Genomic DNA, 15,261 nt, shown 5'->3' on the forward strand with positions numbered 1-15,261 from the left:
CTGCCTCAACATAGATCACGCGGTATGGATCCCGGATCTGCGCGCGCTTTGGGCGCGCTTGTCCGGGATGACGACGTGGAGAGATCAGGGCGCGCCTACCGCGTCCTGACGATCTGCAGCAGCTCGTCGCCGTAATGCTCGAGCTTCTTGTCGCCGATGCCGGGGACGTTGCGGAGCTCATCCAGCGTGGTCGGCCAGGCCCGGACGATGCCGTCGATGGTGGCATCGTGCAGCACGACATAGGCCGGCACGCCACGCTCGCGTGCGATGTCTGACCGCCATGACCGCAGCCGCGCGCGCAATTCGGGGTCGACATCGCCCGGGGGCGTGCCTGCCGCGGGCGCCAGATCGCCGCGCCGTGACTTGGCACGGCTGGCGCGAACGCGGGCCTGCGGCGCCTCCTCGCGCAGCCAGACCTCGGTCTCACCGCGCAGCACGCCGCGCGCGCTTTCAGTCAGCTTCAGCGCGCCATAGGCCTCGCTGTCGCTCTGCAAATGGCCCATCGCCACCAGTTGCCGCAACACGGTGCGCCACTGCTTCTCGTTGAGCTCGCGTCCGATGCCGAACACGGACAATTTGTCGTGGCCGAACTGCGTCACCTTCTCGGTCAGGCGCCCGATCAGCACGTCGATCAGATGCATCGCGCCGAAACGTTGCCCGGTGCGATAGGCGCAGGAGAGCAGCTTCTGCGCCAGCACCTTGCCGTCGCGCATCTTCGGCGGCGTCAGGCAATTGTCGCAATTGCCGCAATTCTCCGCGGTCACCGCCTCGCCGAAATAGGCGAGCAGCCGCCGGCGCCGACACTGCGCGGTCTCGGCCAGGCCGACCAGCGCATCGAGCTTGCCGATCGAGACCCTCTTGAAGTCGTCGGAGGCGCTGGACTCGTCGATCATGCGACGCTGCTGCACGATGTCGGAGAGCCCATAGGCCATCCAGGCTGCCGACGGCTTGCCGTCGCGGCCGGCGCGCCCCGTCTCCTGGTAATAGGCCTCGATGCTCTTGGGCAGGTCGAGATGGGCGACGAAGCGCACGTCGGGCTTGTCGATGCCCATGCCGAATGCGATGGTCGCGACGATGACGATGCCGTCCTCGTTGAGGAAGCGGTCCTGGTTGCGCGAGCGCACGCCGCTGTCGAGCCCGGCATGATAGGGCAGCGCCGCAATGCCGGCGTCATCAAGCGCGGCAGCGACCTCCTCGACGCGGTTGCGCGACAGGCAATAGACCACGCCGGCATCGCCCATATGACGTTCGCGGATGAACTCCTTCAGCTGCGACACGGCGTTGCGCTTGTCGACGATCTCGTAGCGGATGTTGGGCCGGTCGAAGCTGGAGACGAATTGCGGCGCGCCGGTCAGTTGAAGCCGCTCGACGATCTCCTTGCGCGTCAGCTCGTCGGCGGTCGCGGTCAGCGCGATGCGCGGCACGTCGGGAAAGCGCTCGGCAATGATGGAGAGGCCGACATATTCGGGCCGGAAATCATGCCCCCATTGCGAGACGCAATGCGCCTCGTCGATCGCGAACAGCGCCACCTTCGCCTGCGCCAGCAGCGACAGGCAGCGCGGCGTCACCAGCCGTTCCGGCGCGACATAGAGCAGATCGAGATCGCCTGCGAGCAGGCGCCGCTCGATGTCGGAGGCCTCCTGGAAGCTGAGCGACGAGTTCAGCGCGGCGGCATTGACGCCGGCCTCAAGCAGGCCCGCGACCTGGTCGCGCATCAAGGCAATCAGCGGTGACACCACGATGCCGCAGCCTTCGCGCAGCAGCGAGGGAAGCTGGTAGCACAGCGACTTGCCGCCGCCGGTCGGCATCAGGACCAGGCAATTGCCGCCATCCGTGACGTGCCTGACGATCTCACCCTGCGCGCCGCGGAAACCCGGCAGGCCGAACACCGAATGCAGCACCGACAGCGCGTCGCGGCCGTTGGCCGGCGCAGGAAGCGGAGCGGTGGAGGGAGCGGACATGCTTGGCTGGAACCAGGGCCGTGAGATTCGTCACAAGGCCAGTCGCATGGCCGCGTCGGCGTGGCAAGAGTGTTTGCTGCGCAGAGCGTTACCTCCCCCTCTCCCCTTGTGGGCCCCTTGTGGGAGAGGGTGGCTCGCCGCGGAGCGGCGAGACGGGTGAGGGGTCTGTCACCGCGAATTCGATAGGGATTGCTTTGCGGACTTAACCCCTCATCCGGCGCTTCGCGCCACCTTCTCCCGCAAGGGGAGAAGGAAAGAAAAAAACTACGCCCCGATCCTGCGCAGCGCCTCTGCGACCGTCACGATCGGCATGTTGCGCCGTCCGGCGGCTTCCAGCGCGTGGCGCATCAGGTCCGGGGTACAGCCATAGGGGCTCGGCGTGTCCGCAACGTCATGGCCGTAGAAGATGAGCCATCCACCGCTCGCGACGGCCTCGTCGAAATAGCGATCGACGCCCGCCTTGTCGATCTCGCGATCGACCAGGGGCGAAGCGCGCAGGAACTGGAGATCGATGACGTCGCTGTTGACGCCGGGGAGAATGCCGCGCGCCGAACGGAACGCCTTGGCGAGCTGCGGCTTGCGCCAGACCGAGGCGATCCCATAGGGATAGGCGAAGTTCTCCAGATTGATCGAGGAATCGATCGCACGGAAATAGGAGCGGTTCTGATCGATCTCGCGCGCCATCGCCGCCTCGTCGAGATTGGCCGAGCTCTGATGCGAGAAGGTGTGGCAGGCAATCTCGTGACCTGAGCGGTGAAGCCGGACGATCGCGTCGTCCGACAAGCCGTGCCAATGGTCCGACGGCTGACCGATCAGGCTACCGGCGAGATAGAACGTGCCCCGGCCGCCATGCCTTTCCAGAAGCTCGGCGCCCTCGCCTGCGGCACTGTCGGGGGCATCGTCGAAGGTGAAGCTCACGATCGGCGCATGCGCGAGGAGCCGGTGCGGCGCGGCGCGGAAATGCCGGGCCAGCCGATTGCTCACGCGTCCCTGGAGTGCCGACCACACGATGGCGTTCCCGTGATTACATATTTCCGTACTGAAACATTCGCGTGCCGGTCGAGGCAAGCTTAACGCCTGGGTAATCCTAACGCGGAACCAACATCTTTCGATTGACGCGCAGGAATCGACGCCTCGGTCTCCGCGCTGAGATATTGCAGCCAATTGCGGAAAAGTACCGCCGCCGCGCTGCCGGCGTCGATATCGGCGCGCAAATTCAGCCCGGGCAGCTCGTTGGTGAGCGCAGGGTGGCGCTGGTGCGCCGCCTTCTTCTCGAAGCGGGCCAGCTTCTCTTCCGTCGCTGCGTCAAAATAACCCACGGGCAGGCGCGGATAGTTGTCGCGCTCCCGCGCAAGGTAGCGGCCGATGTCGCGCAGATATTCGCGCTGGAGCGACAGTGCGTCGTATTCCGGATGGCCCTGGAAGAACACGAAGCGGCTGGCATATTGGCGAACGAAAACGTCGACGCCGGCCGTCTCGGAGCGTGTCAGCACCTGATAGCCGGCCTGCACCAGGTCGCTCTCCGCGATCTCGTTCAGACGCGAATGCGAGACCTTCAGCGGCGCCGGCGCGGCGTGCGTCATGGAATCGCTCGTCACGACATCGCAATCGAAGATGCCGTGACATTTGGCCGGCAGCCGCCGCCGTGCGATGCCGTCCAGATGCAGCACCGCCGCATGCGCAGCAAGGCACGACCAGATCGTCGAGCGCGTGTTGGCCTTGGCCCAGTCGATGAGCTCGGTGAGGTCGCGCCAATAGGGCTCCTGGTCGAGCTCGGGCGCGACCGGCTCCGCACCGGTGACGATCAGCCCGTCGAACTTCTGCTTCTTCAGATCGGACAGATCGGAATACTCGCTCTCGACATGCCACCGCGCTTCCGGCGAGCGCTTCACGCTCGGAAGCGAGAAGCAGTGGAAGCGGATGCGGCACGGGCCTGCTGCGGCCTGGAGCAGCTTCATGAACTGCCGCTCGGTCGCCTTCAGCGCCGGATCCGGCATGTTGTTGACGAGCCCGATCGTGAGCTCGACGCCGTGATCCCGCGCGAGATCTCGCTCGGTCGGCACCAGCGCCGGGCTCGAGATGACTTGATCCTTGTCGATCAAGATCGTCATTGGCGCCGCCGCCTACTCCGCGGCCTCGAGGCGCGCTGACCGGCAGGCCTTGTCGAGCGCCTGGTCGATGTCCTCGATGATGTCGGAGACATGCTCGATGCCGATCGACAGGCGAATGGTCTCCGGCAGCACGCCGGCAGCGCGCTGCTGCTCCGCCGACATCTGGCGATGAGTGGTCGAGGCCGGATGGCAGGCGAGCGACTTGGCATCGCCGATATTGACGAGACGCGTGATCAGCTTCAGCGCATCATAGAAGGTCTTGCCGGCCTCCATTCCGCCCTTGATGCCGAAGGTGAAGAGCGAGGAGGCATTGCCGTCCAGATACTTCTGGACCAACGGGTAATACGGACTATCGGCGAAGCCGGTGTAGTTGACCCAGGCCACGCGCGGATCGCCGCGCAGGAATTCGGCGACCTTGCGGGCGTTCTCGACGTGGCGCTCCATGCGCAGCGCCACGGTCTCGATGCCCTGGAGCAGCAGGAAGGCGTTGAACGGCGACAGCACCGAGCCCATGGTGCGCTGATAGACGCTGCGCGCCCGCTCGATATAGGCGGTCCGGCCGAAGCGCTCGGCGTAGACGAGGCCGTGATAGGAGGCATCCGGCTTGTTGTAGGCCGGGAAACGCTCGGCATGCTTCGCCCACGGGAAATTTCCGGAATCGACGATGGCGCCGCCGAGCGTGGTGCCGTGACCGCCCAGGAACTTGGTCAGCGAATGCACGGCGATGTCGGCGCCGTAGTCGAACGGCTTGAGCAGAATCGGGGTTGCGACGGTGTTGTCGACGATCAGCGGCACGCCATGCGCATGCGCGACCTTGGCCAGCGCCTCGATGTCGCAGACATTGCCGGCGGGATTGCCGATGGTCTCGGCGAACACCGCGCGGGTGTTCTCGTCGATCAGCTTCGCGACTGCATCCGGTCCGTCGCTCTCGGCGAAGCGGCCGGTGATGCCCTGCCGCGGCAGGATGTGCGAAAGCAGCGTGTGCGTGGTGCCGTAGAGCTGCGGCACGGAAACGATGTTGCCGCCGTGATCGGCGACGTTGACGAAGGCGAAATGCAGCGCCGCCTGTCCGGTCGCGACCGCGAGCGCGCCGACGCCACCTTCGAGCTGGGCGATGCGCTTCTCCAGCACCGCGCTGGTCGGATTGGCGATGCGGCTGTAGCGAAAACCCTCGGCCTCGAGATTGAAGAGCGCCGCGCCGTGATCGGCGCTGTCGAAGGCGTAGGCTGCAGTCTGGTAGATCGGCACGGCAACCGCGTGCGTGGTGGCTTCGGGCTCGTAACCGGCGTGAATAGCGATCGTCTCGTTGCGCATCGTGCCACCTCCGCGTGGGCGGGCCGCACTTATTGGCCTGGAATGAGGCATGTGCGTTGTCCGCCTCGCCCGTGTTAGAGGCAGGTGGTAAAGCGGACAATAATTCGCTTAGAGATCGAGGAAGTAACCCTAACCGTTGTTGGCGAATTGGCTGAAATTCGGGTTAAAGCAGATTAATGAATTTGCACGCTGTGCCGCGACAGCGATGGTGCCATCCTTCTCCCCTTGTGGGAGAAGGTGGCATAGGCGGCCTTCGGCCGCCGTTCTTAAGAACGCCGAAGCGGAGCTTCGGCTATGACGCCGGATGAGGGGTATCCATCCACACGCGAGCTCGTGGAGAGATACCCCTCACCCGTCTCGCCGCTCTGCGGCGAGCCACCCTCTCCCACAAGGGGAGAGGGTGAAAGTACCCGCCACTACGCCATTCTTTCCCAGAGGCGATGGGTGAGCACCCCGGCCCGCTTCTCGATCGCGGCTGCCGCATCGAGCGCGAGATCCTCGCGATAGCGCCCGGCAATGAGCTGCACGCCGATCGGCTTGCCATCATGCAAGGCCACCGGCACCACCGCGCCGGGCAGGCCGAGCACGTTGATCGCCGAGATGAAGCGGATCTCGCCCCAGAAGATCTCCTGCACACGCTCGGCGCTGACGGTGTCGTCGCGCGGCCCTGGCGTCGGCTTCACCGTGGTCGGCGCCAGCACCACCGGATAGTCCTCGAAGAACAATTGCCAGGCGCGGATGTGGCCGCTGCGCGCGGCAGTCGCCTGCATCCAGGCTTTGAGATCGAGCACATTGGCCTTCGCCTTCATGCCGCCCCAGGCCTTGTGGAAGTCCTCGGAGGTGACCTTCAGCATGCCGGCCTCCTGCATCACCACGGTCTCGTTGGTGATGATGTCGCACCAGGTCTGCCAGACGCCGTTGATGTCGGGCACCTCGACCTCGCTGACTCGGTAGCCGGACCGTTCGAGATGGTCGGCGGCCTGGCGCAGCGCCGCGGTGACGGACGGATCGACCTCCATATCCTCGGGAATCTTGGCCAGCGCCACCTTGATCGGCCCCTTCGGCTTCTCGCCGACCAGCGGCGCCGGCACCCACCAGGGATCGCGGGGATCGCGCTGGCTCATCGCCTCCAGCGCGAGACGAACGTCGGCGACGTGGCGCGCCAGAGGCCCCTGCGCCGACATCAGATGCGCCAGCATCGGGCGCTCGGCCGTTGCGCTTGCGTTGAATGCGGGGATGCGCCCCTGGGTCGGCTTGATGGTGGCAACACCATTGCAATGCGCCGGCCAGCGCAGCGAGCCGCCGATGTCGTTGCCATGGGCGATGGTGCCGATGCCGGCGGCCACCGCCGAGCCCGCGCCGCCCGAGGAGCCGCCGCAAGTGATATTCGGGTCCCAGGGATTGATCGTCAGCCCGTGCAGGGGATTGTCGGTGAAGCCGCGAAAGGAGAATTCCGGCGTGTTGGTGAGCCCGATGACGATCGCGCCTGATTTCTTCAGGTTTCGCACCACGGGCGCATCCGACGGGGCGATCAGGCCCTTGTTGGCGGGCACGCCGTTGAAATTCGGCCGGCCCTCGTAATCGACGTTTTCCTTGATGGTGATGGGCACGCCGTGCAGGAGACCGAGCGCACCTCCCCTGGCGCGCTGCTTGTCTGCGGCATGCGCGGCCTTCAGCGCCTCCTCCGAGAGATCGACGACGACCGCATTCAGCTTCGGATTGACGGTGCGCATCCGGTCGAGATGCGCTTCGACGGTTTCGACCGCGGAGATTGCGCCGGAGCGGATGGCAGCGGCGGTCTCCACCGCCGACCATTGCCAAGCCGGTCCCTTGGGACGGCGCGGTGAAGCCGGCCTGCGCGGGGTGGCCTTCTTGGCACCCGGCTTCTTCGCGCCCGACTTCGCAACGACGCCCTTCCGGGCGGGAAATGTTCTGCGCGATGTTTTCGTCGCCGACTTTTTCTTGGAAGCAATCTTCTTCGCCGCCGCCTTCTTCGCCACCTGGCACCTCCTGAAATGAAGCGGCGCGAGGTTACGGAGCTGGATCAGGGCTGTACAGGTGCGTTTCTGCATGGCGCGTTGGCGCAAGCCGCCAATGCGACCAATTGTCGGCCATCCACGCGCTGCGCATGATTGCACCGGCATGCGGCATGTGGTCGGCGGATTGCGCGTGCCCCGGAGCGTCGGGCCGAGTGCCCCGGCCCGACCGATCCCTGGCGCGTTCGGCAGCTGCCGTCGTGCTACGCGATCTCGTTCGATCTTTGAATGAAGGCGATCTCGAAATGCATGCCGTCGGGCCGAGTGCCAAAATGTCCGCCCCAATAGAATCCATGCTTGTTCGCGATCGGGACCAGCTCCCGGACGGAGCCGCGATTGCCCACGAGGACCGGCCGAGCTCCCAACGGATTCTCGTCGGCGTTGATATCGAAGGCGCTCCCGAACGCGTGGTTGCTCAGTTGCGTGGTCGATCCCCGGATGAAGCGAGGCACGAAGGAGCCGTCATATGCCAGAATCCTGTCCAGCAGATTCGCCCGCTCCCAGTCTTCCCAAAGCGCCTTCAGCTGCCCGGCGGCGAGCCTGTGGAATTGGATCGAAGCGGGAGCGTGCGCCCCCAGAGCCTTCCGCAATTGCGGGATAGGAACGCTCACGATGTTGTCCCGCACCCACGTCCCGAGGATTCGAATGTTTTCGCGATTGTCCGGACGGGGCTCCGAGACGAAGTTGAACGCGCCGAAAACGGCCTGCCTCGCCGCCGTGTTTTCGAGCGGCGGAAAATCCGGCCGCGGCGGGAAGTTCGAGCCCGTCATGTCGGAGGAAGGCTCTTCGATCAGCTCGAAGCCGAGTTGCATGGCCTTGATGATCGTTTGTCGACCGGCGACACCGTCGCTCGTCAGTCCGTTGGCTGCCTGAAACGCGCTCGTCGCTGCCTGGGTCTTGTCACCAAACTCTCCGTCGAGACCACCCGGATCGAAATGCTGGCCTTGCAGGAAGCTCTGCCAGGCCTTGACGAGCGGTCCCTGCGAGCCCAGTCGAAGCGCCCGCATGGTGACGGGCCTCGTCGACTCGCCGGTCGACAAGGCTGGCGACAAAGCCGGCGCCTCCGCCAACGGCGCGAGCTCCGGTGCCGGGCCGCCGGCACCGCTCAGCAACATCGCATTGGTTGCGGCCCTTGTCGCGCTGAAGCCGCGCGATTGGGGTGTGATATTCGAGCTTTCGAACTGAGTATCGGTCACGTCAACCTCCTTCGAACTACTGGTGATGAAGCTCTTTGCAACGTTCAATGCGTTGTTCCACCGATTAACCAGGCCCTTCCAGAACTTGCTCGTTTCGCTGCGCTTGGCGACATCCCGCTCGTACTGCTCGCGGGCAGTGCGCATATCCTGCAAGAGCTCCAGCGTGTCGTCCTCGCGGGCGGCAACGAGCGCCCGGCCGGCGTCGTCGATCACGCCGCTATCGGGAACACCCAATGCTCTCTGGAGGATTCTCGCCGCGCCACGAGCCCCCCGATTGAAGCAGCAATCGCGCAGATAACACTCGATCGCCGGCTGTCTCGACCAGGTCGAGACACTGTCGGTGTAAGTGGCGATGATCTCGCAGGCTTGCCGCTCCGCCTCTTGAAACTGTCCGGCCTCGATGAGATCGGCCAGCATCCGTGCTTCCTCGGGATGGAAGCGCTCGTTGATGCCGGCGACTTCATACGCGCCTCCGCCGTCGTCGCTTGGCAGCTTGTAGACTGTAAGCCGCCCCTGCTTGTCGCGCCGAGCCTCGAAGCTGAGGATGGATGCTGCCATTCGCAGGCGGTCCGCAGGTGTGCTCATCCAAAGCCCTCCGCAATCTGCCACGATCCAGCCAGCGCGGCTCTTCGTGGCCGTCATCGGCTCAAAACTGACGGTGCCGGAACAGGCGGCGCCGAGACTGGTCGCGCGCCGGCCTCGAGGCACACCAGGCCAAGAGGATCCAGCGCGTCCGCAACACGCATCGAGAAATGTCAGCCTACGCTTCGAGCTCACACTGCGTTGTGAAGTGCTTCACAATCGCCATGCGATCCGATGACGCGGCCAGCGTTGATGAGATCGCGTTGATGGCGTTGAGACGGATGCACGCCCTCTCTGCTTGCGATGGCGCGGGAGCGCGTTTCTGCAATGGGACAATCCGGACAGAAGGCCCCCCGGTGCTTCGCACCGACCTCTCCCGCAAGTGAGGCGTGGTGGTCGACACACCTGAAGCCATGCCGTTTGGTCCCGGTGGTCTCCGGGCCATAGTGGGATGCATTTTGGAGGCTGGCGGAGAGAGTGGGATTCGAACCCACGGTACGGTTTCCCGCACACACGCTTTCCAAGCGTGCGCCTTAAGCCACTCGGCCATCTCTCCGGAGCGCCCTCTCTTGAAGGGGCGCCGATGATTTTGCAAGGGATCGTGGGGAAATCGGATGAATTTTCCATAACATATTGTATTCACAAGATAATATCTGGCGTCGCGAATGTCCTGGCGGGCGGGCCGGCTGAACCCTTGACGGGTTTGGCGCGACGATTCACGTGAGACCAGCAACCCGACTGGGGACGTCATGACCATCCGCAGCACCATCGCCGCCCTCGGCCTGATGTCGACCCTAGGCTTCGCCTTCGCCGTGCCAGCCGCCGCCCAGGTCTGCACCCGCCAGGGGATCGACGTGAGCTGCGACGACGGGCGGCGCGGGGTGCTATCGGGCGACGCCATCCTCTGGCCGGACGGCACTCGCTCGAGCTCGACCCCGCATCAGAGCGTCATCATCGGCAACAAGAGCTCGGTGCATGTCGGGCCCGGCGTGTTCGTCGGCCAGGGCAAGGGCGTGGTGCCGATGGACGATCCCAACGCGCCGAACAAGCGGCAATGTGCGATCCTGGATGGGATTTCGTATTGCTATTGAGGTGCGCTCTTCCTTCTCCCCTTGCGGAGAGAAGGGAGGAGCAAGCCGAATTAAATCAACCGCACGCCCGAGATCGCCGACTTCAGCCAGCGCAACGCCTGCGGCGGCTGCGTGGCGACCGCGGCCTTCTCGGTCCGGCACTTCTCCAGCTCCGCGACGAAATCGGCCGACCATTGCTGGATGGTGTGACCGCGCAGCTTCTTCATCATCGCGTCCCAGCGCATCTTGCGCTCGGTCAGCGGCATGGCGGCGGCGATCGCAATCGAGCGCGCCATGCCGTCGATGTCGTGCGGATTGACCAGCAGCGCGGCATCGAGCTCATTGGCCGCGCCGGCGAATTTCGACAGCACCAGCACGCCGGGGTCGGCCGGATTCTGGGCTGCGACATATTCCTTGGCGACGAGGTTCATGCCGTCATGCAGCGGCGTCACCACGCCGACCTGCGCGGTGCGGTAGAGCCCTGCGAGCACGGCCTGGCTGAAGCCCTTGTTCAGATAGCGGATCGGTGTCCAGTCGACCTCGCCGTGGCGGCCGTTGACGTCGGAGACGAGGCGCGCGACCTCGTTCTGGAGGTTGCCATAGGCCTCGATCGCGCCGCGCGAGGGATTGGCGATCTGAAGCAGCGAGATGCTGCGCGCAAACTGCGGCTGCTCGGTCCAGAGCCGGTCGAATGCGCTGATGCGGTTGACGAGGCCCTTGGAATAGTCGAGCCGGTCGACACCGATCGCAAGACGCTCGCCGTTGAGGCTGCGCCGCAGCCGCGACACGTCGGGATGCGAGGCGGACTTGGCGGCATAGGCCGCGAACTTCTCCGCGTCGATGCCGATCGGGAAGACTTCACAGCGCGTGCGGCCGTGCTGCGACAGCGCAACGCCGTCCTCGACGGCGAGGCCGAGCTCTCCGCCGACATAGGAGAGGAAATTCTGCCGATCGTCCTCGGTCTGGAAGCCGAGCAGGTCGTAGGCGAGCATCGCGTTGATCAGCTCGCGATGATTGGGCACGCCCTGCATCACAGCAGTGACGGGCCAGGGCGTATGCAGGAAGAAGCCGATGGGATCGTCGACGCCGAGATCGCGCAGCTCGGCGCCGAGCGCGAGGAAATGATAATCCTGCACCCAGAACGCCGTTTTCGGCTTGCGGAAGCGCATCAGGGCGCGCGCCATGAAGGCGTTGACTTCGCGATAGCTGACATAGTCGTCGCGGGAGACGCGGATCAAATCGCTGCGCGAATGCAGCGCAGGCCACAGCGCCGAATTGGCGAAGCCCTCGTAATAGCCGCCGTAATGCGCCGCCGGCAGATCCAGCGTCGCGATCGCGCCCGAGCCCAGCGCTTCGATCTCGGCGAACGGCTCCTTCTGATGGCCATCACGGACTCGGCCCGAGGAACCCACCCAGATCGCGCCAGAATGTTCCACCACCGGCAGCAACGCCGCCGCAAGACCGCCCGTCATGGGCTCATTGGGTTTGCCGCGGGTGACACGATTTGAAACGACGACTAAGTTCACAGGTCGTCCCCTCCTTCATTCCACCCGTTTAACTGCCGTTCATCAATATGGTTCCTGTCATGGTTTCAACCAATTGAAACCAAAATCGGGCATGCGCGTTGGAACTGGTTTCCCTCGCGGAACCCGACGATTTCGCTGCAAAAACAGATTGTGTCCTGATGATGCGCAGCACGCAGTGCGGCGCGCGACGGCGCCGTTCCCGAGGCTTCATGTCGGCGGCGTGGCGCTGCCTTTGTTTCACCTTGGATCGAGCAGTCGGGCAAGGAACGCACGCACATCGCCCGGCGCGTCGAAATGCCCGTTCACGCCCATGGCGCGGCGGCCGACCGAGAACGCAAGCCCGTTCATGTCGGGCATGATCGCGAACACGGTTTCATCGGTGACGTCATCGCCGATGAAGATGGGGCGCCGTCCCTTGAACGGCTCACGCTTCATCAGTTCACGCACGCCGGTCGCCTTGGTGAATCCGGAATGCTTGATCTCGCAGACGAACTTGCCGGGCAGCACCTCGATCGGCGCATTGGGCAGGTCGGCGCGGATCACCGAGACGGATTCGTAGATCGCCTTCTCCGCATGCGGCGCGAGGCGGTAGTGCAGCGCGAGCGAATAGCCCTTGTCCTCGAGCAGAATGCCGGGCGAAAGCTTGGCGATGGCGGCCAGCCGCCGCTTCAGCTCCTTGTCGAGCGGCGGCGCGTGCACGTCATCGGTCTCATTGTCCGCCGACAGCCGCATCTCGGCGCCGTGGCCGGCGACGGCGCGAAACACGTCGGGCGCGAAGATCAGGTCGATGTCGTTGAGCGAGCGGCCGCTGACCAGCGCCAGCGCGCCGGAGGTGCGCTCGGTCAGGCGATTGAGCGTGTCCGACAGGCCCGGCGGCACCCACACCTCACGCGGTGTCGGCATCAGGTCGAGCAAGGTCCCGTCGATGTCGAGCAGGATCGCGATCTCGTCCAGATGCGGCACCAGCGCATGCGGCACCGGCACCGCATCGGGCGCCTCGTCCTCTCGCATGGTGCGCTGCTCGTCCATGGCCATTTCCGCAAGTTCCGATTTCATCAGTCTACTCCATGAAGGCGAGCGGCCGTGCGATTTGTTCGAGCGATTTGCGCTCCGCGGAGACGGCGTAGCGCCACGCCACGATCGCGGCCGCGATCATCAGGAACGCTCCCAGCAAATAGCCCGCGAACACGCTGGTGCGTGATCCCGTGTCGATCAGCGCGCCGAACAGCGCCGGTCCGATCACGCCGCCGATGCCGGTGCCGACCGCGTAGAACACCGCGATCGCCAGCGCGCGAACCTCGAGCGGAAAGGTCTCGCTGACGGTGAGATAGGCTGCGCTCGCGGCCGGCGAGGCAAAGAAGAAGATCACCATCCAGGCAATGGTCTGGCCCTGCGCGGTGAGGACGCCGATGGAGAACAGATAGCCCGAGAGCGCCAGCAACAGGCCCGACACGCCATAGGTGAACATGATCATGGTGCGGCGCCCCAGCGTATCGAACAGCCGGCCCAGCAGGAGGGGCCCGAGGAAGTTACCGGCAGCGAAGGGCAGCAGGTACCAGCCGACATGATCGGCCTTGATGCCGTAGAAGTCAGTCAGCACCAGCGCGAAAGTGAAGAAGATGGCGTTGTAGAAGAACGCCTGTGCGCTCATCAGCGCGAGACCGACCAGCGCGCGCTGGCGGTACGCCGAGAACAGCGTGTGCACGACCTCTCGGATCGGCGTATGATCGCGCATCTTCAGCCGGATCTTGGTGAAGCGCGCATCGCTCGTGTCCTGGTCGTGTCCGATCACGGAGCGTTCGATCTCGTCGACGATCGCATGGGCCTGATCGGGACGGCCGTGGATCATCAGCCAGCGCGGACTTTCCGGAATCCACATCCGCATCAGCAGCACGACGAGACCGATGCTGGCGCCGATCAGATAAGCGAGGCGCCAGCCGAGATCGGGCGCGATCACGGCGGGATCGAGCAGCACGATGGCCGCGACCGCCCCCATCGCCGCGCCAATCCAGAAGCTGCCGTTGATGACGAGATCGGTCCAGCCGCGGTAGCGCGCCGGCACCAGCTCCTGGATGGTCGAGTTGATCGCGGTGTATTCGCCGCCGATGCCGGCGCCGGTGAGGAAACGAAACGCTGCGTAGCTCGCGACATCCCACGACAGAGCGGTCGCGGCCGTCGCCGAGAGGTAGAGCGCCAGCGTGATGAAGAACAGCTTCTTGCGGCCGATGCGGTCGGTGAGCCAGCCGAAGCCGAGCGCACCGAGCACGGCGCCGGCGAGATAGGCGGAATTGGCAATGCCGAGATCGAGATTGGAGAAATGCAGCGACGGGCTCTGCTTCAGCGCACCGGAGAGCGCGCCGGCCAGTGTCACCTCGAGCCCGTCGAGGATCCAGGTGATGCCGAGCGCGAGCACGACGCGGGTGTGAAAGCCGCTCCAGGGCAGCGCGTCGAGCCGCGCCGGAATACTGGTCTCGACGATGCGGTCGGTCGCGGCCGCCGCGACTCCAGATGCGTAATTCAGCGCTGCGCTTTGCTGTAATTCCATCGGGCGGTTGCGTTCGATCAATGGAAGCGGCCCCGGTTCACCTGATGTGGACGGGGCGTTCCGATCAAGGGGGTGCGGCATTCGGCCTGCCACCTGCGACAACGTCTGCGGCAGCGCCGAGTTCCCGGGAACGGTGCTTATGACCGTCCGTTTCCGTTGGTGCCGCAAGGAGTTGACGCATGGCTCATGTCAGAAAGACGACACAATCTCGCAAACCCGCGCACAAGAAAACCAGCGCAAGCCGTAAGCCTGCGCGCAAGAGCCCGAAGCGCTGGTCGCAGCGCGTGACCAGGCAGAGCGACGCGCTCGACCTCAAGCAGGGTGTGTTCAAGCTGGAAAGTCCGAAGAAGATCGCGACGTCATTGAAGCGATCGGCCGAGCACAGCTCACGCCGCAAGGCCGGCGCCTATCGCTCGGCGCTGTCGATGCTGACCTTCTACATCAACCGCGCCGGCAAGACGTTGCCGAAGACGCAACGCGCGCGGCTGGAGAAGGCGAAGGTGGAATTGAAGCGGGCGTTTGGAAGGGAGTGATGTCTTGCTCCGCTGTCGTCCCGGACAAGCGCGCCCAAAGCGCGCGCCGATCCGGGACGGCAGCGGAGGATAAGGCGACAGCGGGGGCAGACGCAGCGACTTACGCCGCCCTGATATTGCCCATGAAGCGATCGAGCTCGGCGCGCAAGCGGGTGCTTTCGGATGACAGCGTCTTGGCCGAATGCAGCACCTCCCCCGAAGCCGCGCCGGTCTCGGCGGCGCCGCGGTTGACCTGGCCGATATCGGTGGCCGCGGTCTGGGTGCCCTGCGCAACGGTCTGGACACTGCGCGCGATCTCCTGCGTGGCCGCGCCCTGCTGCTCGACCGCGCTGGCGATCGACGTCGCGATCGACGAGATCTGGCCGATGGTCGCCCCGATCTCCTTGA

At 65.0% G+C, this 15,261-nt stretch carries 12 protein-coding genes, 1 tRNA gene and 1 pseudogene; 3 read left to right on the forward strand and 11 right to left on the reverse strand.

Features of this window, described 5'->3' with window-relative positions; translation table 11 throughout:
- Positions 1-95 precede the first annotated feature (95 nt).
- The 5 genes from recQ to TSA1_RS25005 all read right to left on the reverse strand — a co-directional run bounded on the left by recQ (position 96) and on the right by TSA1_RS25005 (position 7,191).
- The gene (recQ, locus tag TSA1_RS24985) at positions 96-1,961 is read right to left on the reverse strand and encodes a DNA helicase RecQ (RefSeq protein WP_100178651.1); all 1,866 of its coding nucleotides are present in this window, start codon (positions 1,959-1,961) and stop codon (positions 96-98) included.
- A 264-nt stretch (positions 1,962-2,225) separates the two neighbouring features.
- Positions 2,226-2,969 carry a polysaccharide deacetylase family protein gene (locus tag TSA1_RS24990; RefSeq protein ID WP_174719062.1) on the reverse strand — a complete coding sequence of 248 codons (744 nt, stop codon included), beginning with the start codon at positions 2,967-2,969 and terminating at the stop codon, positions 2,226-2,228.
- 62 nt (positions 2,970-3,031) lie between these two features.
- Positions 3,032-4,072, reverse strand: a complete 1,041-nt coding sequence (metA, locus tag TSA1_RS24995) for a homoserine O-succinyltransferase MetA (protein ID WP_100178652.1) — start codon at positions 4,070-4,072, stop codon at positions 3,032-3,034.
- A 12-nt stretch (positions 4,073-4,084) separates the two neighbouring features.
- Positions 4,085-5,386: an O-acetylhomoserine aminocarboxypropyltransferase/cysteine synthase family protein gene (locus TSA1_RS25000; protein WP_100178653.1), complete on the reverse strand. Its 1,302-nt coding sequence runs from the start codon at positions 5,384-5,386 to the stop codon at positions 4,085-4,087.
- Between the two features lie 416 nt (positions 5,387-5,802).
- The gene (locus TSA1_RS25005; RefSeq protein ID WP_430649773.1) at positions 5,803-7,191 is read right to left on the reverse strand and encodes an amidase family protein; all 1,389 of its coding nucleotides are present in this window, start codon (positions 7,189-7,191) and stop codon (positions 5,803-5,805) included.
- Here TSA1_RS25005 and TSA1_RS41180 point away from each other — a divergent pair.
- Positions 7,172-7,405: a hypothetical protein gene (locus TSA1_RS41180; RefSeq protein WP_430649774.1), complete on the forward strand. Its 234-nt coding sequence runs from the start codon at positions 7,172-7,174 to the stop codon at positions 7,403-7,405. The two genes, TSA1_RS25005 and TSA1_RS41180, sit on opposite strands and share 20 nt — an antisense overlap.
- A 220-nt stretch (positions 7,406-7,625) precedes the next feature.
- On the opposite strand, the gene TSA1_RS40715 is transcribed toward TSA1_RS41180, so the two are convergent.
- Both TSA1_RS40715 and TSA1_RS25015 read right to left on the reverse strand, forming a co-directional pair.
- On the reverse strand, positions 7,626-9,203 hold the full coding sequence (locus TSA1_RS40715; protein WP_161497258.1) for a M15 family metallopeptidase: 1,578 nt from the start codon (positions 9,201-9,203) through the stop codon (positions 7,626-7,628).
- A gap of 463 nt (positions 9,204-9,666) precedes the next feature.
- A tRNA-Ser gene (locus tag TSA1_RS25015) sits at positions 9,667-9,756 on the reverse strand.
- Positions 9,757-9,949: 193 nt separating this feature from the next.
- On the opposite strand from TSA1_RS25015, the gene TSA1_RS25020 reads away from it, so the two are divergent.
- Positions 9,950-10,291 (forward strand): hypothetical protein, encoded by a 342-nt coding sequence (locus TSA1_RS25020; RefSeq protein WP_100178656.1) that lies wholly within the window; start codon positions 9,950-9,952, stop codon positions 10,289-10,291.
- A 50-nt stretch (positions 10,292-10,341) separates the two neighbouring features.
- On the opposite strand, the gene TSA1_RS25025 is transcribed toward TSA1_RS25020, so the two are convergent.
- From TSA1_RS25025 to TSA1_RS25035, 3 genes are all read right to left on the reverse strand, one after another.
- On the reverse strand, positions 10,342-11,796 hold the full coding sequence (locus tag TSA1_RS25025) for a trehalose-6-phosphate synthase (protein WP_100178657.1): 1,455 nt from the start codon (positions 11,794-11,796) through the stop codon (positions 10,342-10,344).
- Positions 11,797-12,033: 237 nt separating this feature from the next.
- Complete coding sequence (gene otsB, locus TSA1_RS25030) at positions 12,034-12,852, reverse strand: trehalose-phosphatase (RefSeq protein WP_100178658.1); 819 nt, start codon at positions 12,850-12,852, stop codon at positions 12,034-12,036.
- A gap of 4 nt (positions 12,853-12,856) precedes the next feature.
- A complete protein-coding gene (locus tag TSA1_RS25035; protein ID WP_174719063.1) occupies positions 12,857-14,341 on the reverse strand; it encodes an MFS transporter in 1,485 nt (494 codons plus the stop codon).
- Positions 14,342-14,520: 179 nt separating this feature from the next.
- Between TSA1_RS25035 and TSA1_RS25040 the strand changes: the two genes are divergently transcribed.
- Entirely contained in the window at positions 14,521-14,874 is a 354-nt protein-coding gene (locus TSA1_RS25040; protein ID WP_100178660.1) for a DUF3175 domain-containing protein, read from the forward strand.
- 100 nt (positions 14,875-14,974) lie between these two features.
- On the opposite strand, the pseudogene TSA1_RS40290 reads toward TSA1_RS25040, so the two are convergent.
- Positions 14,975-15,261: pseudogene (locus TSA1_RS40290) on the reverse strand (methyl-accepting chemotaxis protein); the annotation flags it as partial.

This window comes from Bradyrhizobium nitroreducens, assembly GCF_002776695.1.
In the GTDB taxonomy this organism is placed as follows: Bacteria; Pseudomonadota; Alphaproteobacteria; order Rhizobiales; family Xanthobacteraceae; genus Bradyrhizobium; species Bradyrhizobium nitroreducens.